Genomic DNA, 20,406 nt, shown 5'->3' with positions numbered 1-20,406 from the left:
TGATATAATTCTAACTAAGAAGCTAATGCAACTATTAAAGATGAGCCAGCAAATCAAGAACGTGATGAGGTGAATGATAGATGGTCAACATGAAAATAAAGTATAATACGGTTACAGAAGGTTTTGATTGGGGACCTGCGATTACAAAACTCGTGGTTCAGATGGATGATAGGCATAGATTGAATATTAAAGACATGAAAACGAACAATTTTGATATTCGTTCATTTCGTCATGTAGGTGATCATCAAGTAGACAGTGGTCAAGTTGACATGACATTTGGTCATGAGTGTGAAGTGACTTGTGTTTATGTTTCTGATGAGAAAGGCGATGAAGACAAGGCGGGGCACTTTTTCACGATTTGTTTGAAAGTGGGTCCTGATCGTATTGAAAACTCACCGCTTATTTATAGTGATCGTGATAATGTAAATCGATTCGTTGATGTGCATTACCAGATTTCATTAAAGTCCGATCACTTTATTGAAGATATGACTGGTGCACCTTGTGTACTCATGAATACGGAACAGCAGGATAAACTTAGAAACTATAATCTTATTTGCGACGACTTTGAACACAATCAGAAATACGCATATGAAGGAAGAAAACTAACATACGCCTCTTTTGCACCAAAAAATAGGACGGACGAGAAATTGCCCCTTATTGTATGGTTACACGGTGCTGGAGAAGGTGGACAAGACACTAAAATCGCCGTGCTTGGCAATCGCGTTACAAATCTCGCCGCACCGCTTGTGCAATCGAAGTTTGGTGTTGGTGGGGCTTATGTACTGGTGCCTCAAACACCGACCATATGGATGGATCTTGATGGTGAGTCGAACTACAATATTCATGTTCCAAATAGTGATGGAAAATCATATTACACAGAAGCTTTGATGCATTTGATTGATGATTATGTAATGGATAATGAGAATATCGACACTAGTAGGATTTATTTGGGTGGCTGTTCAAACGGTGGTTATATGACAATACAGATGCTTGTCAACCATCCCAACTATTTTGCAGCGGCGTTTCCAATTGCAGAGGCCTACCATGTTGATTGGTTAACGGATCAGAGACTTGATGTACTTGAAAAAGTGCCGATGTGGATTACGCATGCAAAAAATGACCCAGTTGTGGTCATCGATAAAAAGTATATCGACAGTGCCTTTGTAGTACTTGACGGTTATATTGGCAACCAAAATGAAAGCGACACCTCTTTGTTGGACCACTTTTCGAATGCCCTATTTGCGCGTTTAAAGGCTAGAGGTGCTAAGGATATTCATTACAGCTTATTTGATCGTGTTATTGATACAAGTGATACCTATAAGGACGAGCTAGGTAATGCATATGAGTATCATGGGCATTTCTCGTGGATTTATGCCTTAAATGATGAGTGTGTACAAATAATCGAAGGAAAGCGCGTCAGCCTATTTGAATGGTTGTCAGCTAAACGCCTGTAGGAAGCATCCGGCATCTGATAAGTTGTGCGAAATATGACCATTTGACTTGATGGAAGACAGCCAATAGTAAAGCAGTAGAGTAGGCATATCGATCTACCTCCAGGAACAGGCGATGTACCATTGACTGTTTTCCAATCCTTGAAGGTGGATGGAATAATTATTGTAACATCACCTCAAGAACTGGTTTCCATGATTGTTTCAAAGGCAGTGAATATGGCCAACATGATGAATATACCGATTCTCGGCTTAGTCGAGAACATGTCTTATTTCAAATGCAGTGAATGTGACCATGAGCATCGAATTTTCGGTGATGCGCATATTGAGGCGATTGCAGAGGAATTTGGATTGTCGATCTTGGCAAAACTTCCAATTGATAAAGGCATAGCTACTCTTTGTGACAAAGGAATGATCGAACTCTACACAGGCGACTGGTTTGACGGAGTCGCTAACAACTTGGAGGTATGATTAATGAGTCAGGTAATAAAGAAAATCGCAGTAGCGACAGAAGCGGGTAATGTGTCCGGTCACTTCGGCCATTGTCAGCAGTTTCATATTTTTGACGTCGATATGGAGCAAAATACGGTGTTAAATGTAGTAGCACATGATACTCCAGGACATAGAGCAGGCTTTTTACCAAGCTTTATAAAGGGATTAGGTGTCAATGTCATTATTTCTGGCGGTATGGGTGGCGGTGCCATTGATTTGTTCAATGAAAACGGAATCGCTGTCGTGCTGGGGGCATACGGTGCTGCTCAAACCGTTGTGGATGCTTACGTAAAAGGCGAGTTGGTATCTACCGGATCAGTATGCGAGGAACACGCAAATCATGGAAACTGTGGTGGGCACTAACCCTTCAAAGACGCATGTCTTAACAGGGGGAGTCAGCCTGCTGTATTTTCCTGTTAGATATGCGGAGACAGATAAAATGGGGATTGTGCACCATTCCAATTATCCCGTTTGGTTTGAGGCAGGACGGACACAGTTCTTCATGGACATTGGTGTTCCTTACCATGAGATTGAAGCAAAAGGTGTCTGGCTTCCGCTATATGATATGAACTGCCAGTTCATAACACCTGCTGAGTACGGTAAGACGATTTGTGTCAAGACTTCGATCGCTTTCTTAAGCCGATTGAAGCTTCATTTCAAGTATGTTGTCGAGTCGGTTGAAACAGGCGCTGTGGTCGCAAAGGGTGAAACCATGCACGCCTTTACAAATACGTTGTTGAAGCCAATCAATGCGGATAAAAAACTGGATGGAGCCTTTGTTCATATTCAGATGGCCACAGTTGAGTCCCTTACATGAGTATCGTGAAGAAAAAAACGAAGAGCTACGCGGAATGAATTAAAAGCCCCACACAAAACTTATTTGTGTGGGGCTTTGTGCTAGTTAGAGAAGAGTGATGCTTAGACCTTAAACTTTTTAATCTCGTCACTTAGGTGAATGGCGATTTCGTTCAGGTCTTGTGCTGATTTGGCGACTTCCTCAATGGCTACGGTTTGTTGAGTCATCGAAGCGGTTACTTCTTCTGCCGCGGCTGCGGTTTCTTCTGATACGGCTGATATGTTTTCGATACTTGACACGATACGTTCCTTATCGTGGTTGACAGCGTCTACGGCATGACCGATTGAGCTGATGTTGGTTGAAATGTGTTCGTATGCCTGCTTAATGGTTTCGAAGGCGGTTTTGCAAGACGGTTATACTGAGATGATGCAGTGGATGACAGATAATCGGCAAAACAGCACAGGTAGCGCATATGAGTTATAGATGAACGATCCTGGCGAGGTAGAACCCAAAGATCTGATCACTAAGATCATGTTTCGATTGGAGTAGTATTTAAAATGCAGTAAGCTACTAATCAACACTGGTTAACGAACACGACGCATAAAAGAACCATTGCGATGAGCCAATGTGGGTATTCCCTGATCGGCTCATCGCATTTTTTATAATTTCAAGTCCTCAGAAGAGTATCGGCATGAACACTGCTTGCATGAACACATGAGTCATGGCGTGGGCAAGTATCGCATAGGACAAGCCATGCCTCCAGTAAAGATAGCCAAATCCTATGCCACCAATGCCGTTTAGAAGAAAACACCTGATAATGATAGGAACCGAAGTACCGATGGTTTGAAATGTGACCGGTAAATGTCCTGCTGCAAAGATGGCGGCGGCAAGGGTGATTGCACTAATGTAGACCCACTTAGGGATGTTCTGGCTGTCGCTTTTTTTAGAAAAGACTTTCCAAAGGATCAGTACCAGCAGCGACATGACAAAGAGTCTAAGCAAAACTTCTTCAATGATACCACCGTATAAGAGCCCGGTTATAAAATAGATCGGTGAGAAGGCATATTGAGTGATTTGTGCCGGTAAGACTGCTGCAAAGATAAAACGGTCAGAAAGCGTAATGACAAGGGCGACCGCCAATCCAACCGCTGCAGATAGCAGTGCACGATTCTTATCGAATGTGAAGTTTAGTGTAAGGTTGACTTTTTTTGCAACCTTGATGCCGATCAGTGCGGTCATGAACGTCAATACCAGGCCTTGCAGTGCTGCGATCGGAATCATCGCTGTTACAGAACCAAGTTGTGCGATGACTTGTGCTTGCATCTCAGGCGAAAGCATTTGCAGCTGGTATATGGCAGCAAACGCACTTGCTATGAGACCTGCTAGTGCGAACAGGAGACTAGTTGTGAAGTCTTTACTTTTTAATATCTTAATCATGTGGATTTCCTCCTAAATGTGTAGCAAGACTTTTAAGTAGTTTAATGTAGTGTGGATCGTCTTTTAAAACGTCAAAAATCGGATTTAGCTTCAGGCTGTCAATCATACTTTGCTTAATGACAGCTTCGCTTCTTGGTGGACCTTCTCCAAGTGCGAACTCAGCGAACCAATCTTCAATTTCGTCAAAAAACTCATCACCTCGCAAAGAAAAGGGGAAGAAATGTGTGATACAAACATCCTTGTACTTTTCTAGATAAGAAAGCGCGTCTGCGTACCTGCCTTTGGTGCAATAGGCTTGTGCGGCCGTCAAGTAAACGATAAGCATGCTGTTCGGGTGCAGGTAATCCAGTTGGAACGCTGTTGCAAGTATCATAATACGGTTTAGGATTTCTTCAAACTTTTCATCATTGATGTGAAGCAAGGTGGTGCAGCTGCTTATCAGAATCAACATGTGCTGATAAATGCTAATTTGTATCACCTTGTCGGCTTCCTTTGCTTGTCCTAACATGATGTAGGCTTGCGCGATTGCCGCATCGTCTTGTAACAGCGGTCTGATCGTTTCACCTAAGAGGCTCAAGGTGTTTTGGGGTTCGCCCTTCAACAGGTAACATGTGGCAGCGAGTGAGACGGCTTCTTTGGATAGGCGTATGTCACCGCTTTCCAGCTCGATCCTTTTACATAAGTCAATGGCTTGCTGAAGCACCTCCGACTGCGTGCTTTGATCCATTGCTAGCATGAAGTGATTGCACAGGAGAACAGCCATCTGCATCAGTAGGGGATAACAGGAGTAGTATTTCTTAATGATGTCCTGACACTGTGGCCAAACTTCTTCAAAGGACTTATTGGCAAAGTCGGTACAGAGCTTATTGTATAGAGCCTTAATCGACTCTTTTGTCAGCTGTGGAGTGTAGCCCATCAAATCATCGATGCTGATGTCGAAGTAGGAAGCGAGCTGTGGTAAAAAGGTGATATCTGGATAACTGTGCCCCTTTTCCCATTTAGAAACGGATGCTTTTGACACACCTATGTATTCGGCTAATTGCTCTTGTGTAACGCCCTTTGCCCTTCTGTGATCAGCGATCACACTGGCAATATTGAGATCATTAAACATTATTCTTCTTAATAATGAACGGTTCTTGGTTCATTATATGCTCCTTTGATTTTTATTATACGGCATTATACACAATAAACAATGGATTTGAAGTTGACTTTACGAGACAAAATCAACCAATGCGATACTTTTTCTAATCGCTGGTTTGCAATAAACAGGCTTTTTTCAGAAGTGTAGCGTATTAGGGCAAAATTTTTATATTACAGTTATCTTAAATATCACATTTTGGCGGTGGTTCAATTATAATGAGTAAAATGATAAGTTCATAATATAAGAACTGGAGATTCTTATACAAAGGTCAACAGGAGGTCAACATGAAATTTACAACATATAAAACCCCAATGCAGTTCTATCCGGTGGTGGAAGAATTATTATACAAGGACGAAGTCACCAATGTGCTGACTATCGGCATCTTAAAAGGCGCGCAAGCTGATGATGATTTTAGCAACTGCTTCTTTGCCTGCGGCGAAGTCGACGGCAAGGTAACTTTGGCACTTGTGATTTATGGACTTCACCTTGTGCTTGTGACGAATGAGGAGGCATACCTGAGAGAAGCTGCAGAGTTTGTGGCTAATAAGAACTTAGTCTATCCCGGTGTGATCGGTTCTCGCCCTTATGTGGATATTTTTGTTGAGCACCTCAATGCATTGGTAGATCATTCAATCGAACTTGCGATGTCCCAGCGCATCTACCGTTTGGATCAGGTGTCTGATATAAAAAGAGCCAAAGGCGTGATGAGACCGGCAACACTTGAAGACCTGGATCTGATCATGGACTGGAGCCGACTATTCGCCGAAATGGATGGCGGCACCTTCAACGAAGATAGGAGTCGTAAAAATCGGATAAAAGGTATCGAGGATAAAAGAATGTTTATATGGGAAGTGGAAGGTGAAGCCGTTACGATGGCCGCACTCGGAAAATCCACACATAAAAGTGTGATAATCAGTCTTGTGTTCACACCTGAGAATCAGCGTGGTAAGGGGTATGCGACAACTTTAGTGGCTGATTTGAGCGAGTATGCTCTTAGCCTGTATGACTACTGCACCCTCTACACCGACCTATCAAACCCTACATCAAACGGAATTTACATGAAGATAGGATATAAGCCTGTAGCAGACTCAGCGATGTACCTTGTAAAAGAATAGGATCAATCTGATTTTGTTGGAAATAAGGAAAAACTGACTTTCTTAGTCATAAAATGATGTAGTGTGTTATGGTTCATTTGACAATCACGCCGATAACTGATAATATTTTTAGGTATTACTTTTAACTAAATATCCCCATGAAATAGATTGTGTCAGTAATTTGGATTATAAGTATTGGTATGTTTTTTGACAGATTGATATAAATTTTCTACTTGATAAATGAAATTACGATCGAAAAATGATTTTAGAACTGGGGTCTGCGCAGGTTCGTGACGGAAATGCGCTATACTATTAAATGGTGGTATAATGTGAGTCTTTATGGCGAAACTTAGGCACTCTAACTCTTTGAAAAAAGGGTTGGAGTGTCTTTTTTATTTTTAAAGGACTATCAAAGCACGTGAGTTTAAGAAAGGAGTTTGTAGTTATGCCGGACAAAATGCAAAAAATTATGGAAGAGAAGCTATACAGTCGAAACTTTAAAAAATGGGGTATGGACATGAACCCAGTGGTTTCGGTTGGGGCTGGACTTATTGTGCTGCTGTTCTCAGCCTATGCCTTGTTTAACTTGGAACAGGCGAATGCTGTGTTCGTGAATGTTAAAACCGCGATTGTAGAAAATTTCGACTGGCTATTCATTTTAGCAAGCAATTTCTTTATCGGGGTATCTTTGTTTATCGCGTTTTCAAAACTTGGAAAAGTTCGTATCGGTGGAGTGAAGGCGAAGCCTGAGTTCAGTAATTTTTCTTGGTACTCCATGCTGATTTCTGCGGGAATGGGAATCGGACTTATGTTTTGGGCGGTGGGTGAGCCGCTTTACCATAGCGAGTTCACACCGCCGATCTTTGATAATGCCAATGCTGCGACACAGTCGCTTGCGACAACGTTTTTCCACTGGGGTTTCCACCCATGGGGCATCTATGCCTTGATCTCACTAGCGCTTGCGTTCTTTGCCTATAACAAAGGATTGCCATTATCGCTAAGATCCGTGTTTTATCCGCTTTTAAAAGATAAGATTTTCGGGTTCTGGGGTGACTTGATCGATATTTTGGCGGTTGTGGCTTGCCTATTCGGACTGGCGACATCGCTAGGGCTAGGTGTCCAGCAGATCAACAGTGGAATGAACTACCTGTTCGGGGTAGAAATCAGCGTGTTCACGCAGGTTCTTCTCATTGCAGGAATTACTGGTATCGCAACCTTGAGTGTCGTTTCAGGAATCGACAAGGGTGTCAAGTTTCTATCTGAACTGAACATCAAAATGGCTTTCGTATTCATGTTGATTGTCTTTATCCTCGGCCCTACAGCCTTTATCCTAAAGACATTCAGCAACAGCTTAGGGTTATACCTGAATAACTTCGTACAGTCGGCGTTCTTCATCTCGACAAGTGAGGACACCTGGCAGGCAAGCTGGTCCGTGTTCTATCTGGCGTGGTGGATTTCATGGTCGCCATTTGTTGGAATGTTTATCGCCCGTGTGTCAAAGGGTCGTACCATACGTGAGTTTGTCCTTGCAGTACTGATTGTACCCTCGCTGTTATCGTTTATCTGGCTATCTGTTTTTGGTGGAACGGCCATTTACCTCAATCAAATGTTCAACGGTCAGTTGTTCGCGACAGTACAGAACAATCTGCCTGTCGCCCTGTTTGAAATGATTCAGTATTTGAATATCCCTGTACTTGAAGGCTTTATCAGAACGGGATTATCTGTTTTAGGTACCGCGCTCGTCATCTCCTTCTTTGTCACTTCAAGTGATTCAGGATCCTTGGTCGTTGACAATATCGTATCTGGCGGAAAACTAAATTCGCCTGTATCGCAGCGCGTTTTCTGGGCGGGTATGGAAGGCTTCATCGCTGCGGTGCTGCTGCTGATCGGTGGGACGCAAGCCTTGTCGGCGCTACAAACAGCGGTAATCAGTACAGGCCTGCCGTTTGCGATCATACTCGTACTCATGAGCTTCATGCTGCTTGACAGTGTAAGGAAGTCATATCTGAAGCAAAGAGAAATAAAGCAACGCGATCATTTCGAGGAAATGATCGATGTGTTCGATATAGTAACTGAGGATAGTGATATTGCTTAGTGTGCAATTCAATCAAGTAAGCAACCATGTGGTTTTTCACATGGTTGTTTTTATAATCGGGCATTAAGATGGATTATGAGTTTAGGATTACAATGATTCAAAACAAAAAGAAGGTCGATTATCGGTACTTAAGGGAACTTTTTCTAATGACATTCGTCTAACTAAGTAGAAAATTCGATTTGATTCAGAAGGAGAAGTGACGATGAAAAATTATGGAGTTCAAATACCAAGTTTGGTTCTACTCGTTTTGGTAGTATTGATTTCACTAGTTGGATGCGCGAAAAACGATGTTCCTATTCCTAGCATAACAGGTGGGGAAAGTTCACTGAATGCTACAAGTCCAAAACTAAGTGAAGATGCAGCCAAGGCCATGCAATTAGAAAAGTCAATTGACGGAATCGTTTCGATAACCTTAAGGGATATCGAAGGCAACGTGATTGATAGAAAATTTACCGAGGATGAAATCAAGGGAATAGAAACTGCATTTAATGAAAGCTTTATTATGGATACAGCCCATATTGAAATGATTACAGGGTATACCATGACCATTGAACTTGAAGATGAAAGAGAAGTCTTTATTAGCAGTTACGGACAAGAAGGCTATATCGTAGCTAGAATTGGCGATGGACAAACTTATCATCTAGGATGTGAAGTGATCGGAAGGATTCTTTTAAGTAAATGAAAAAAGATGGATAAAAACCGCTGGGCGATTGCTACCCAGCGGTTTTTATCTTTTTATGGAATTGTATTGAAAAGGAAAGAATCAATGAGCTTAAGCGATTCGACAACCATATTCATTTTAGTGGAAGTATCAAAACCTCTCCTTTAAAACAATCAAGAAGCGGTTGATCTTTTATAACGAGATCAAATGGTTGAGTTAGGGCAGACGTTGATTCATAAATTATCTTATCAATTATTTCCGGTACAATGTCTATAGATACTTCTGTTAACTCCGGATGATTTCGTTTATCTATCAGCTTCATCACAAGGTTATCATTATCGAGACTAACTTGATAATTGCTTCTGACATAGGTGGCAAGAATATCCGCCAACACCTCAATATCGATAGTTGCCGCTGAATCACCTTCTAAGGCGTTAGCAATGAGTGTATCGGTGATTAGAAAGGAATCCCCGGTATAATCTTTTATGGTGAAAAACTGTGAATGGATTCCTTTCATGGCGACCAGATTTGGAAAAGCATCTGATGGTAGGGCTTTGGATGCTATCAGTTCGTAAACCAGTGGAGTGGACTTATCGGCTTTTTTAAACGTAAAGCTGTTTCCCTTATAGTCGAATTCAATAGGATAGATTGTCATTTCAGCCACTTTCGTAATAGGGGCATATTTAACGCCAGATACATCAAGGTAGAGCTCACGTGCGTCTGGATGGATGATTTCTTTATCATAGAATACCTTGTACTGATCCTGTGATTCGCGGCAGCCCGTGGGATGATAAAGCTTGCCCAAATCATCTGATAGCGAGAATTGTAGTTCACTGTATGTTGTAGCGATCTTGTTCTTAAGCTCATAGTTGAAATAGAATCCCGTCGAAGTCACTGTCAATTCATTCAGGTACACACTGAAAGATTCGGAATCGAGCGTATGATCAATATTCAATGTTAAGTCCTCAGTCTTTGATAGATGTGATAAATCGACCTGTAGCATATGGCTTAGTACCACATTTGATAGCTTGTCAGGTCTGATTGCTTCAAGGTCTACTTTACCTTTTACCAAACGAATTTCCATTGGATACATGTGGACGGTCTGGTAGTCTTCAGGCAGGTCGACTGTCAATGTGAACCACGATTGGTTCTGATCCAAATCATAGAAGGTTATCGAAGGCATACCTAAAAACCCCTTGGAGATCAGTTCAACATGATAATCTTCTGGACTTACATTTTGAGAATCAAGTATAGCAATTTTCAGATGGACGCCTTTGTAGTTTGCATAGATATCTTTTACATATAGTTTATACGCTTCATTTTCAAAATAGGATTCCACAACGGGAACACCTAACTCCTTCAAGAACTCTGCCGTTTCATCTGAAACGTATTGCTCCTGCGCCTTACTGAAAAGTGGAAGCTCCTTAATGATGCCATATGCGAATGGAACACAGATTAGCGCTGCGATAGTGGCAACCAGCAACAGTTTACTTTTATTGCTTTTGCTTTTCTTGAAAATCCGGTCCGAAATCTTGGAATGCAAATCAATCCCCACCTCAACAGATGTAAAGATTCGAGTCAGTTCATCATCGACGTCAGCTTCTTCCAATAGCTTTTTATCGAGCCACGCTTGACAATTGGTGCAGGTGGAGAGGTGGTCGATAATTGAGTCGTCAAAAGTTTGGTTTTGCTGCCTTATCTTTTCTTGCACTTGCTTACAGTTCATGAAACATCCTCCTTTTGCTCGAGAAATTTCTTAAGTTGCTTCTTTGACTCGTAAAGCCGCCACTTGATGGTAGAGACATCACAGTCGAGTTTCTTCGCGATTTGATCATAACTAAGGTCGCTCATATACCTGAGCACGACAATTTGTCTATTCATCTCACTCAATTGCTCGAGCGCTGTATGAATCTGACTCTCGGTTTCGATCATTGGACTTTCATGAGGTGTGCTGCTTCGAACATCCTGAAGTAGGATTTCATCTATTGTTGGAATAGGATCATTCTTGTGCTTCTTTAAAAAGTCGAAGGCGGTGTTTCTGGCAATTGTGAACAACCAAGGTTCAAAGGCTTTCGTCTGATCGTATGTATTTAGTTTTCGATACACCTTGATCCAAACTTCCTGGTAGACATCCTCGGCAAACTCCTTGTTAGCACACAATTTCATTAAGTAACCCAGCACTTGATTGCCATGTAAGTACATGATCTTTTCAAATGCCTTTTGATGTCCATTGACACTCTTTTTAATCAGTTGCTTCAGTTTTTTTTCTTCCATGGATTCACCTCTCTACTAAGTATACGACTAGTCTGATGATAAAGTTAGACGCATCTGAATTTTTATTAGTAAAAATCAAAACTCATCTTTCTTAAGTTGGATTGAATGTAGGTGCAGGTGAAAAATACAGTGATAATGATTATCAATGGGTGTATGATAGAGATAGACAAGAAAGGATGTGTTCAATGAATACTTATGATAAAACAAACACGATAGGATGGAACCTTCAGAATACGTTTCAAGACCTGCCTGATTCCTTATATACACCAATGAAGCCTGCTTCGGTAAAAGCGCCAAAAGTCTTAATTTTGAACACGCAACTTGAAGAAGCGTTGGGGCTTCAAGTTGCTACCGTTACAAGTGAGGAGCTTGCTCAGCTATTTTCTGGCAATATAGTGCCTGAGACCGCAGCACCTTTATCTCAAGCCTATGCAGGGCATCAGTTCGGTTACTTGAACATGCTTGGGGATGGTCGTGCGATTCTGATAGGAGAGCAGATAACACCAAAAGGAGAGGTTGTCGATGTTCAGCTTAAGGGATCCGGTCCTACTCCTTACTCTAGGCGCGGAGACGGGCGCGCGGCGGTTGGTCCAATGTTAAGGGAATACTTGATCAGCGAAGCGATGTATGCCCTTGGAATCCCCACTACAAGGAGTCTTGCCGTAGTGGGGACCGGTGAGAAGATATTTCGTGAAAAGCCCCTTGATGGTGCGGTACTCACCCGTATAGCTGCAAGCCACTTGCGTGTGGGGACGTTTCAGTATGCTACTAGTCAAGGAGTGGATGTGCTAAAAGCACTTGCCGACTACACGATCGATCGCCATTATCCCTCTGTAAAGGATGCGAATAATCCGTATCTTGAGTTATTAAATGAAGTGGTCAGACGTCAGGCGGAGTTGATTTCAAAATGGCAGCTCGTCGGTTTTATCCACGGTGTGATGAACACGGATAACATGACTCTGAGCGGTGAAACAATCGATTATGGACCATGTGCCTTTATGGATACCTATCACCCGGATACGGTGTTCAGTTCTATCGACGCTAATGGACGTTATGCATATTCCAAGCAGCCAGGCATAGGTGTATGGAATCTATCACGGTTTGCAGAAAGCCTATTGCCGCTGCTGTCGGATGACATGCAAGAGGCGGTAAAGCTTGCCACAAAAGCCGTTGAAGGGTTCAGTAAGCACTTTCAGGAAGCATGGCTGAGTGGTCTGCTCAGAAAGCTTGGGCTCGTTGGAGCCAGTCTTGAAGATGCCCCAATCGTATTGGAGCTCTTGCAACTAATGGAGAAGCACAAAGCCGATTACACCAATACATTTGTGTTTCTGACCCTACAGATGGACGAAAATGGCTCCATCGATTCTTCAGTACTGCTAAATGACAGTTTTTTACTAAGTAAAGACTTTATGGACTGGCAGGACAGCTGGAAAACTACCTTAGAGCGTTTGGCGTGCACAAAAAGAGAGAGCTTCGAGCTAATGAAAAGTTACAATCCTTTTGTCATTCCAAGAAACCACCTTGTAGAGAGTGCTTTGAAGGCGGCAACCGGCGGAGACCTGTCAGAATTTAAAGCTCTATTAAATGTACTAAGCTCACCTTATGCATATGATGTGCAGTCACTTGATTTTGCCAAGCTTCCTCCGACTGGAGGTGGGAGCTATCAAACATTTTGTGGGACCTAAATTGGAATAATTCATGAGCTTCATGAGGTGGAATAAATAAAGAAAAGCTGCCTATAAGGCAGCTGAAGAGAGATTTCCATTTAATGACTAACTTTGATTTGCTGAAATTTGACTAAGTATGTTTTGCATGCCTGACAATGAGTAATTGCTCGAACGGTAACTGATTGAATTTTGCTCATCGGCTGCTTCAATCGCATCCAGTAAGGTTTGTAGTAGGTCCGAGGAATTCTCTGAAGTATCGCTTATTTGCGAATCGGTTACCGGATTAGGCGCGGTCCCCATTGGCCGCATAGGTGGTCTTCCACCTCCAATATTGCCATAGCCACCGGGTTTAGCCATTGGCTTTTGAGAATCAGAGCTGAAACGTTGAAGTCCTTTAAGCGCCTGAGTTCTTTCTTCAGAGGTCATCTCAGCAGAGGGTCTCATCTGGTCTGGCTTTGAATCACCAAGTGCGTTTTCAAAACTTTGAAGCACGGTTGCGATTTCCTCATCACTCATCGACTCCACATCCAAGGACCCGATATCCAAGTCTTCATAGGCAGAGGTGAAAGCATCCATAGCTGCTTTCATCTGCTCGGGATTCTCACGCCTGATATGTCGCATGGCCATACTTTTAGCATGCCCCTGTGAACTGATACTGAATTGATCATCGGTGCTACTGTCTTTGGAAACAGTAGCATTTTCTTGCCTTTGAAAAGTTGAGGCTAGACTGGTATTCATCTGAACTCTGTATAGATTTAGTTGACTGGCATTGATATTCACATAAACCTCCTTTCAAATTTGGAAATCTCTCATCGCTGTAAGGAAGGATTTAATTCACTACTTGCTCCTTTACCGCATCTATCGTTTCACGGATCACATTGATCAGACTTCTTCCAGACCCCATGCTCATATCGCCCCTAGGTTGATTAGGACCTTTTCCAGATAAGCCGGGCTGATTGTCCATCGGAGCCTGTCCATCTTGCGGTGGGGTCGGCGGAGTATCCCTATTTTTAGGTTCGCGATTGCCTTGAGGCCTGACTTGAACGACTTCGTTTTCTTGATAGATAATCGCAGCTTCAAAGTCCTCGATTGTGGTGAATTTTGTTGGATCTTCTTTCACATAAGGTCGTATCCAGTCCGCAAGCTCTGTGATATGCTCTTCGATGCCTTCAAGCTCCTGTGCATACTCTTTTAGAATTTCATAATAGCGTGTCTTATATTCCTCGATGGAGAGTAACTTTTCAATGAGAGGAAAATCGGATAGATTAGTTCCTGAAATCGGCATATCTACATTCAATTCTCCATTCACTTGTTCTGGAAAACCGCCAAAAGACATGTTGAAATCCCATGGGATGACATAGAATACTCCCTGATGGTTGTACAAGTAGTAATTTTGCTGCATTCTGCTGTTATAACTGTCGTAGTTTGAGAGCATGAAGTTTGTAGCCATATAATAGAGAGCGCTTTCAACATCTAGAACGTCTTCGATAGCGCCCTTATCACCACTTTCGATTGCCTGTAATGTGGTGGTAAGAAGATGAAGATCCGCTTTGGTTTGATCGTCTCCATTTTTTTGACTTGAACTCGGATAGGTTTCTGTCTCGTCAACCGCCAAGCTGCTGCCTTGGTCCTGACGATAGAGGTTGCCGTCATTGTCACCGAACACACGCTTTATAAAACTGTCATCAACAGATTCGACAAGTAGATAGAAGCCCACGTGTTCGTTGTTGATACTCACATTGACAAAACTAGCCATAGGAACGTCCATGCCCAAGGATGACATCAGTTCATAACTGAGGTACTCCCGTAGGTAGGAGGCGTCTGCGTACATGTTGTTGAGTACAAACTCGTCTAAACCGGCAACCTTTTGTTTGTCGACATATTCAGACGCGTTGATTTTAAAGCTATACCTGTCCGAAGTCGAATTGGCGACAGACCTGAGGGTGGAATTGCCCTTTGTTCTAAAACCGACATCATCCACTTCTACGCCGTCTAGGGTGATAGTGGCAGGATAAAATTCTTCGGCTTCAGGGTCTGCCAAAATGGCTTGATAATCAAGCGTATCTATTGTGACTGAGACCTGATGGATGGTGGCACTGTCAAAGAAGGAGGCGTATTCGACTTGTTCATCAGTGCTGGAAAACGCTGGGCTAACGCCTAATGGTGAAGTCGCCGCACTCGTCTGGCAAGCGGATGTAAACAGTGTTGTGATCACTAACATCATTAAGAGTATTCTGTTCTTTTTCATGTCTAAGCACCTTCCTTTCTAGTAAAAAGAGTCATTGTCAGTCTGAATTGTGGATAAGGATATATTTAGGTTGCCGTTACGGACTCGTAATTCGTCGATCATTTCTTTCGCTTTTGAAGCGTCCTTTAGTATGACCATGTAATTTAGCTGATACAAGCTACCCAACGCCGCTGTTTTAACTCCCACCAGCTGATTCATCGCAGTATAGTTACTCAGAATATCAGAGAAATTGTGATGATACTCCATATCTTCCGGGATGCTGATCATCAGCTTCTGGTGTTCTTGATTCTTGATAACCGTTTTTGTGAAACTTATGGCCAAAAGTACCGCACAGAGAAGCGTATCGAAAATCACCGCATAGAGGGCCATTTCTGTTCCTACGGCCAGACCAGTGGCCATACTGAGCAGTACGAAGGTGATATCCTTGGGGTTTCCTGGCGCGCTTCTGAACCGGATGATTGAAAAGGCTCCTGCTAGGGAGAAGGCTCTTGCAATATCACTGCCGATTAAAAGGATGATCATTGCCACTACCGCGGGTAACATGATCAGAGTGACTGAAAAATTGTCCAAGAATTTTGATGTCGGGTGGGATTTTGTATGTGTGATGCTGATCATCATGCCGAGCAGTAGCGCTATCAATAGACTGAAAATCAGCTGAGTGATACCCACAGGCATCGTTTGTGTGGTGGATAAAAGTGTATTCAACATGCTTATGCAACTCCTTTTGTTGTTCTTTTGATGGATGAACTTTGTAAAAAATAGGTACCGTACTTTGAGAATCCGGTTGGTGATAGCTTCGCTTTTGAAAACAGCCTGCTCAGCCATAGCGGCATGGCACCTGAGCACTTGACTTCCATTAGATGGATCGATTCCTCGATAGGTTGAGCATCCGTAGGCTTTGTGTCAAGCCTCAGTGTGTTATGCGTGCCGGTGAGGTTTGTGTCAAAAGTTATCCTAAGTCCATCTGACTCATATGCGATACGGTCATACTTGATCAATGCCTTTGGTTTTACCTGATACCGGGTTAGAAAATATTCTATCTCCTTCATTACTTGCTTGTTATGATAGGCTTGGTGTTGAGGTGCTATGCCGGTACGGATGAATGCTTGGGCGTCGCTGAGCGAGATGCTGGTACGGCGTTTGTTTACAAAGCCGGCGCATTTTTTTTTGAGTTCAAGATAGACCAGACTATCTGAATCAATGGCATCATAGCCTCTGAGTCTTAATTTTTCTTTGTAATAGGGTTTTGAAAGCGAATGCTTGATCAGCTGATAGTCATCGGTATCGTAGTAAATATTCTTTACTGTGTAACGGTTCGGTTGTAGTGATTCCATGGTAGCCTCATTGATCATCATGATTTGCAGTTCATCTATCACGCGAAGGTACTGTTTTTTTGTCAATTTGTATTTTTTTTCGTAGCGATTAAAAACATCACTCATGCCGTTCATCTCCTTTTGATTATTTGATTGATTCTAGTGTAATCCTTAAACCTTAATTGAACCTTAAAGGAATGATATATCTTTTAAGTTTCACTAAAGGTTGATATGCTATACTCAAAGTAGCAATTTTAGAAAGTGAGGGCGCTTATGAGAATCCTATTGATAGAAGACGAAATCAATCTGGCCACAGCTGTCAGTGCCATACTAACGAGAGAGAAGTATCAGGTTGAAATTAAACATGATGGAGTTTTAGGACTGGACGAGGCACTTACGGACAGTTATGATCTGATACTGCTTGATATCATGCTTCCTGAACTGAATGGGCTTAGTGTGTTAAAAGAACTGAGACTTAATAAGATAAATACTCCTGTCCTGCTTCTCACTGCAAAAGGAGACATCTCGGATAAGGTGACGGGGCTCGATCTAGGTGCGGACGACTACCTGCCAAAGCCATTTTCAACAGATGAGCTTCTGGCAAGGATACGGGCCCTTCTTAGAAGAAAAGATCAACTTGTGGATTTGAACAAGCTGACATTTGGAGATGTGTCGTTAAACACTTCGACGCTTGATATGTCAAGACTCGATAAAAAGGTGCGATTATCACCTAAAGAATGTGATGTGCTAGCATTTTTAATGCTTAGGAAAGGGATTTACACCTCAAAAGAAATAATGATTGAAAAACTATGGGGGTTCGATTCACAGGCGCAAGACAATCATGTCGAGGTCTATATTTCTTTTTTACGTAAGAAGTTGATCTATCTGAAGTCGAATGTCACGATAAGAACCATGCGCGGTGTAGGATATGTTTTGGAGGAAAATCAAGATGTTTAGACAGCTTAAGCTAAGAATACTTTGGACAAATCTTATCATCCTCACAATACTTGTATTTATCACATTTTCAAGCACCTACATGCTGACCTATAAGTTGATTTATGATGGTATTGAAAAAGAGCTGCACCGCATATCTGAAACAAGACCTAAAGTGGATGATCAAGGAAGGGAACAGCCGCCTGAACCACCTTTTAGCGAGCCTAACCCTGAAAGGATGGCAGTCTTTAAGTTGACCGCTTCTCCAAAGGGTGATTTGATAAGAAGTGACGCTTTTTTTGATGCCGATATGGCTTTTTTTGAAGCCATAAAAGACTTAGCCATGACTCAGGAATCGACAAAGGGGATACTTTCTTATGAAGGAAACAAGTGGGCATTCATTTATAAAGAAGTGAATGGAATGCTAGATTATACTTTTATCGATGTGAGTGCGCAAGTCACCCTACTTGAAAATATGGTCTATGTTTTTTTCGGCGTATTTTTGGGCAGCGTTGTTCTGGTTGTGCTAATCAGCAATTACCTGACCAGCACGGCGACTAAACCCATAAGAGACGCATTTGACAGGCAAAAGCAATTTGTTAGCGATGCTTCACATGAGCTAAAAACACCAATTGCAATCATTCAGACGACGACGGACTTACTGGTTTCTGAGGCTAGAACCACACCACAGGGTGACTCCCATTCATTGGTCTGGCTAGAAAATATCAAAGCGGAAACAGAAAAAATGGGTAGACTCACTAAAGATCTGCTTTACTTGGCCCAAATAGACCATCGTGAAAACTCTCTCGGTCGACTAGCTGATTTTGACATGAGTGAATGTATTGAAGCAATCGCCCTGTCGATGGAGGTCCTTGCTTTTGAAAAGCAACTCAACTTCGACTACGAGAGTGAAAAAGGCTTATGGATCCATGGAAATCGTGAGCAACTAACGGAAACCGTCAGAATACTGCTGGATAATGCGATACGTTACACGGACTCGGGCGGCAGAATTAAACTGACTTTTGTAAAGTCCGGTATGAACTGTGAGCTTGCTATTGAAAATACAGGAGAAGGAATTACCGCAGAACATCTCCCACATCTTTTCGACCGATTTTACAGAATCGATCAATCAAGAAATCGGGAGTCGCAAAGCCATGGCCTAGGTCTAGCGATTGCAAAAGAAATTGTTGAACAGCATGATGGTAAACTTGGCTGTAGCAGTGAACCGGGAATCAGTACGAAGTTCACGGTCAAACTACCTTCAGTAGCTGGCAAGTCATCAAACTAAGTGTTTCGATTTAAAAGACGGCTTAAAATTAGGGAGAATTAGATGAAAGATTGGTTTAGTTACATCACCGAATTGCAAGAAATAGCTCAAATCGGGCTTACCTATAGTAAGGATCCTTTCGAACTGGAGCGTTTTGAGCGCTTGAGAAGCATCGCCGTCGAAATGATGGCAAAACTGACTGAGGAGGATGTGTCCTTCATCAAGGGGGTCTTCGCAAACGACAGCGGTTACCAGACACCGAAGGTCGATATCAGAGGAATCCTTGTTAAAGAAGGTAAGCTTCTACTGGTGAAAGAGAACAATGGATTATGGTCCTTGCCTGGCGGTTGGGCGGATATTGGAAGAACACTTTTTGAGAATGTGGAAAAGGAATTTATGGAAGAGGCATTCATGAATGTCCGTGCTGTGAGGATTTTAGCGATTCAGAACAAAATTCCAGATCCCAAGAAGTATCCGCATACCATCTACAGCCATTACGTGGCATGTGAACTCCTGGATGTAGTCGATTTTAAAGAAAACAATGAAACGACTGAGCGCGCATATTTTGCTTTGGATAAGCTTCCGCCGATGGATGAAAAAAAGACATCGGTCGATACGATTAAAAGAATATTGAATCGAAAGAAGGATGAAGTGCTTATTTTATAAAAAGGGCGAAATTGTAAATTCAATAGGTGATTTTGTTTAATTTGGGTAGTAATTAAATACGGAGGTGAGCCATGAACAGAACAACAAAATTGATTACCGGCATCACATTTTTAATGATGGTTGCTGCAAACGCACTTGCCAATATCCTACCTATCAATCAGATGACTACAGGAGCGATTTCGGATGCTTATCCCAACTTGTTCGCACCGGCAGGGTACACATTTTTGATATGGGGTGTCATCTATTTGCTACTGGGACTCTTTGTTGTAAAAGCCTTGACCTACCCGAAAGCTTACAATGATACGAGACATGGTATTGAACTGAATAAGATCTGTCTGTTACTGAGCTTTTCGAATGTGGCAAATACCTTTTGGATCTTATCTTGGCACTATTTGAAAATTGGACTTTCGCTTGCACTTATGTTTACAATCCTAGCCCTACTGATCATGATCGCTCTTAAGATTAAGCATAATGAGTTTTCAAAATCTGAAAACTGGTGGATTAATATACCCATGTCCGTTTATTACGGGTGGATAACAATTGCTGCAATCGCGAATGTCGTCACTTATCTTGTAAGTGTGGGATGGAACGGTTTTGGACTATCGGATGAAATCTGGATGGTTGCGATCTTACTGGTAGGGGTGATCATCTGTTCTGTGACGATGATACGGATTAGGAGTATTGAATACGGACTTGTTGCAATTTGGGCTTATGCGGGTATCTTGGTAAAGCATTTGAGCGCAACAGGCTATGCGGGGACGTATGTGTTTACTATAGCGGTACTTTACACTTGTGTGGTCTTACTCGCACTTGCCACATTGTATACGATCAGTCAACTATTTAAAACATAATTTTAGTTTACAGAAATAGTTAA

The 20,406-nt window shown here is 42.3% G+C and carries 20 protein-coding genes and 1 pseudogene; 12 read left to right on the top strand and 9 right to left on the bottom strand.

From position 1 onward, the window contains the following. The first annotated feature begins 89 nt into the window (after nucleotides 1-89). The 4 genes and pseudogenes from DWB64_RS10890 to DWB64_RS10875 all read left to right on the top strand — a co-directional run bounded on the left by DWB64_RS10890 (nucleotide 90) and on the right by DWB64_RS10875 (nucleotide 2,757). Nucleotides 90-1,454 carry a prolyl oligopeptidase family serine peptidase gene (locus DWB64_RS10890; RefSeq protein ID WP_164980362.1) on the top strand — a complete coding sequence of 455 codons (1,365 nt, stop codon included), beginning with the start codon at nucleotides 90-92 and terminating at the stop codon, nucleotides 1,452-1,454. Nucleotides 1,455-1,541: 87 nt separating this feature from the next. Then, nucleotides 1,542-1,919 (top strand): annotated as a pseudogene (locus DWB64_RS10885) (P-loop NTPase); the annotation flags it as partial. A gap of 3 nt (nucleotides 1,920-1,922) precedes the next feature. Next, nucleotides 1,923-2,303 carry a NifB/NifX family molybdenum-iron cluster-binding protein gene (locus tag DWB64_RS10880; protein WP_207713458.1) on the top strand — a complete coding sequence of 127 codons (381 nt, stop codon included), beginning with the start codon at nucleotides 1,923-1,925 and terminating at the stop codon, nucleotides 2,301-2,303. After that, on the top strand, nucleotides 2,281-2,757 hold the full coding sequence (locus tag DWB64_RS10875) for a thioesterase family protein (RefSeq protein ID WP_129488261.1): 477 nt from the start codon (nucleotides 2,281-2,283) through the stop codon (nucleotides 2,755-2,757). Before DWB64_RS10880 ends, DWB64_RS10875 begins: the two co-directional genes overlap by 23 nt. Nucleotides 2,758-2,858: 101 nt before the next feature. On the opposite strand, the gene DWB64_RS19265 is transcribed toward DWB64_RS10875, so the two are convergent. The 3 genes from DWB64_RS19265 to DWB64_RS10865 form a co-directional block, all read right to left on the bottom strand. Then, nucleotides 2,859-3,035, bottom strand: coding sequence for a hypothetical protein (locus tag DWB64_RS19265; protein ID WP_164980361.1), 177 nt, complete (start codon nucleotides 3,033-3,035; stop codon nucleotides 2,859-2,861). A gap of 376 nt (nucleotides 3,036-3,411) precedes the next feature. Then, complete coding sequence (locus DWB64_RS10870) at nucleotides 3,412-4,173, bottom strand: CPBP family intramembrane glutamic endopeptidase (RefSeq protein ID WP_129488260.1); 762 nt, start codon at nucleotides 4,171-4,173, stop codon at nucleotides 3,412-3,414. Further along, entirely contained in the window at nucleotides 4,166-5,284 is a 1,119-nt protein-coding gene (locus tag DWB64_RS10865; RefSeq protein WP_129488259.1) for a helix-turn-helix domain-containing protein, read from the bottom strand. Before DWB64_RS10865 ends, DWB64_RS10870 begins: the two co-directional genes overlap by 8 nt. A gap of 314 nt (nucleotides 5,285-5,598) precedes the next feature. Here DWB64_RS10865 and DWB64_RS10860 point away from each other — a divergent pair, with 314 nt between their 5' ends. The 3 genes from DWB64_RS10860 (at nucleotide 5,599) to DWB64_RS10850 (ending at nucleotide 9,185) form a co-directional block, all read left to right on the top strand. After that, complete coding sequence (locus DWB64_RS10860) at nucleotides 5,599-6,429, top strand: GNAT family N-acetyltransferase (RefSeq protein ID WP_129488258.1); 831 nt, start codon at nucleotides 5,599-5,601, stop codon at nucleotides 6,427-6,429. 424 nt (nucleotides 6,430-6,853) lie between these two features. Continuing rightward, nucleotides 6,854-8,503, top strand: coding sequence for a BCCT family transporter (locus DWB64_RS10855; protein ID WP_129488257.1), 1,650 nt, complete (start codon nucleotides 6,854-6,856; stop codon nucleotides 8,501-8,503). Between the two features lie 202 nt (nucleotides 8,504-8,705). Then, nucleotides 8,706-9,185 (top strand): hypothetical protein, encoded by a 480-nt coding sequence (locus DWB64_RS10850; protein ID WP_129488256.1) that lies wholly within the window; start codon nucleotides 8,706-8,708, stop codon nucleotides 9,183-9,185. Between the two features lie 112 nt (nucleotides 9,186-9,297). Here the strand turns inward: DWB64_RS10850 and DWB64_RS10845 are convergent, their stop codons facing one another. Continuing rightward, nucleotides 9,298-10,890, bottom strand: a complete 1,593-nt coding sequence (locus DWB64_RS10845) for a hypothetical protein (RefSeq protein ID WP_129488255.1) — start codon at nucleotides 10,888-10,890, stop codon at nucleotides 9,298-9,300. Beyond that, nucleotides 10,887-11,438: an RNA polymerase sigma factor gene (locus tag DWB64_RS10840; protein WP_129488254.1), complete on the bottom strand. Its 552-nt coding sequence runs from the start codon at nucleotides 11,436-11,438 to the stop codon at nucleotides 10,887-10,889. Before DWB64_RS10840 ends, DWB64_RS10845 begins: the two co-directional genes overlap by 4 nt. 185 nt (nucleotides 11,439-11,623) lie before the next feature. Between DWB64_RS10840 and DWB64_RS10835 the strand changes: the two genes are divergently transcribed. Beyond that, the gene (locus DWB64_RS10835) at nucleotides 11,624-13,123 is read left to right on the top strand and encodes a YdiU family protein (RefSeq protein WP_129488253.1); all 1,500 of its coding nucleotides are present in this window, start codon (nucleotides 11,624-11,626) and stop codon (nucleotides 13,121-13,123) included. Nucleotides 13,124-13,210: 87 nt separating this feature from the next. Here DWB64_RS10835 and DWB64_RS10830 read toward each other — a convergent pair whose 3' ends face one another. Genes DWB64_RS10830 through DWB64_RS10815 form a run of 4 tightly spaced genes read right to left on the bottom strand, consistent with a single transcriptional unit; the run spans nucleotide 13,211 to nucleotide 16,792 of the window. Next, nucleotides 13,211-13,885, bottom strand: a complete 675-nt coding sequence (locus tag DWB64_RS10830) for a hypothetical protein (RefSeq protein WP_129488252.1) — start codon at nucleotides 13,883-13,885, stop codon at nucleotides 13,211-13,213. Between the two features lie 49 nt (nucleotides 13,886-13,934). Continuing rightward, a complete protein-coding gene (locus tag DWB64_RS10825) occupies nucleotides 13,935-15,353 on the bottom strand; it encodes a CotH kinase family protein (RefSeq protein WP_129488251.1) in 1,419 nt (472 codons plus the stop codon). 18 nt (nucleotides 15,354-15,371) lie between these two features. Then, complete coding sequence (locus DWB64_RS10820; RefSeq protein WP_164980360.1) at nucleotides 15,372-16,061, bottom strand: DUF4956 domain-containing protein; 690 nt, start codon at nucleotides 16,059-16,061, stop codon at nucleotides 15,372-15,374. Nucleotides 16,062-16,063: 2 nt separating this feature from the next. Beyond that, the gene (locus DWB64_RS10815; protein ID WP_164980359.1) at nucleotides 16,064-16,792 is read right to left on the bottom strand and encodes a polyphosphate polymerase domain-containing protein; all 729 of its coding nucleotides are present in this window, start codon (nucleotides 16,790-16,792) and stop codon (nucleotides 16,064-16,066) included. 147 nt (nucleotides 16,793-16,939) lie between these two features. Between DWB64_RS10815 and DWB64_RS10810 the strand changes: the two genes are divergently transcribed. The 4 genes from DWB64_RS10810 to DWB64_RS10795 all read left to right on the top strand — a co-directional run bounded on the left by DWB64_RS10810 (nucleotide 16,940) and on the right by DWB64_RS10795 (nucleotide 20,383). After that, nucleotides 16,940-17,623 (top strand): response regulator transcription factor, encoded by a 684-nt coding sequence (locus tag DWB64_RS10810; protein WP_129488248.1) that lies wholly within the window; start codon nucleotides 16,940-16,942, stop codon nucleotides 17,621-17,623. Next, the gene (locus tag DWB64_RS10805) at nucleotides 17,616-18,887 is read left to right on the top strand and encodes a cell wall metabolism sensor histidine kinase WalK (protein WP_164980358.1); all 1,272 of its coding nucleotides are present in this window, start codon (nucleotides 17,616-17,618) and stop codon (nucleotides 18,885-18,887) included. The genes DWB64_RS10810 and DWB64_RS10805 overlap by 8 nt, the downstream gene beginning before the upstream one ends. A gap of 42 nt (nucleotides 18,888-18,929) precedes the next feature. Beyond that, a complete protein-coding gene (locus tag DWB64_RS10800; RefSeq protein WP_129488246.1) occupies nucleotides 18,930-19,532 on the top strand; it encodes an NUDIX hydrolase N-terminal domain-containing protein in 603 nt (200 codons plus the stop codon). Nucleotides 19,533-19,603: 71 nt separating this feature from the next. Beyond that, nucleotides 19,604-20,383: a tryptophan-rich sensory protein gene (locus DWB64_RS10795; RefSeq protein ID WP_129488245.1), complete on the top strand. Its 780-nt coding sequence runs from the start codon at nucleotides 19,604-19,606 to the stop codon at nucleotides 20,381-20,383. Nucleotides 20,384-20,406: the final 23 nt, after the last annotated feature.

Origin of the sequence: Fusibacter sp. A1, from assembly GCF_004125825.1 — a bacterium.
Taxonomy (GTDB): domain Bacteria; phylum Bacillota; class Clostridia; order Peptostreptococcales; family Acidaminobacteraceae; genus QQWI01.
Note: the sequence above shows the minus strand (reverse complement) of the source record. Positions and strands in the feature narration are given on the sequence as shown.

Bases quoted from the DNA above. Each gene is read 5' to 3' on its own strand.
- DWB64_RS10865 (WP_129488259.1), bottom strand. From the start codon at position 5,284: ATGTTTAATGATCTCAATATTGCCAGTGTGATCGCTGATCACAGAAGG.
- DWB64_RS10815 (WP_164980359.1), bottom strand. From the start codon at position 16,792: ATGAGTGATGTTTTTAATCGCTACGAAAAAAAATACAAATTGACAAAA.
- DWB64_RS10870 (WP_129488260.1), bottom strand. From the start codon at position 4,173: ATGATTAAGATATTAAAAAGTAAAGACTTCACAACTAGTCTCCTGTTC.
- DWB64_RS10860 (WP_129488258.1), top strand. From the start codon at position 5,599: ATGAAATTTACAACATATAAAACCCCAATGCAGTTCTATCCGGTGGTG.
- DWB64_RS10820 (WP_164980360.1), bottom strand. From the start codon at position 16,061: ATGTTGAATACACTTTTATCCACCACACAAACGATGCCTGTGGGTATC.
- DWB64_RS10835 (WP_129488253.1), top strand. From the start codon at position 11,624: ATGAATACTTATGATAAAACAAACACGATAGGATGGAACCTTCAGAAT.
- DWB64_RS10795 (WP_129488245.1), top strand. From the start codon at position 19,604: ATGAACAGAACAACAAAATTGATTACCGGCATCACATTTTTAATGATG.
- DWB64_RS10840 (WP_129488254.1), bottom strand. From the start codon at position 11,438: ATGGAAGAAAAAAAACTGAAGCAACTGATTAAAAAGAGTGTCAATGGA.
- DWB64_RS10800 (WP_129488246.1), top strand. From the start codon at position 18,930: ATGAAAGATTGGTTTAGTTACATCACCGAATTGCAAGAAATAGCTCAA.
- DWB64_RS10805 (WP_164980358.1), top strand. From the start codon at position 17,616: ATGTTTAGACAGCTTAAGCTAAGAATACTTTGGACAAATCTTATCATC.
- DWB64_RS10875 (WP_129488261.1), top strand. From the start codon at position 2,281: ATGGAAACTGTGGTGGGCACTAACCCTTCAAAGACGCATGTCTTAACA.
- DWB64_RS10845 (WP_129488255.1), bottom strand. From the start codon at position 10,890: ATGAACTGTAAGCAAGTGCAAGAAAAGATAAGGCAGCAAAACCAAACT.
- DWB64_RS10890 (WP_164980362.1), top strand. From the start codon at position 90: ATGAAAATAAAGTATAATACGGTTACAGAAGGTTTTGATTGGGGACCT.
- DWB64_RS10850 (WP_129488256.1), top strand. From the start codon at position 8,706: ATGAAAAATTATGGAGTTCAAATACCAAGTTTGGTTCTACTCGTTTTG.
- DWB64_RS10880 (WP_207713458.1), top strand. From the start codon at position 1,923: ATGAGTCAGGTAATAAAGAAAATCGCAGTAGCGACAGAAGCGGGTAAT.
- DWB64_RS10825 (WP_129488251.1), bottom strand. From the start codon at position 15,353: ATGAAAAAGAACAGAATACTCTTAATGATGTTAGTGATCACAACACTG.
- DWB64_RS10810 (WP_129488248.1), top strand. From the start codon at position 16,940: ATGAGAATCCTATTGATAGAAGACGAAATCAATCTGGCCACAGCTGTC.
- DWB64_RS10855 (WP_129488257.1), top strand. From the start codon at position 6,854: ATGCCGGACAAAATGCAAAAAATTATGGAAGAGAAGCTATACAGTCGA.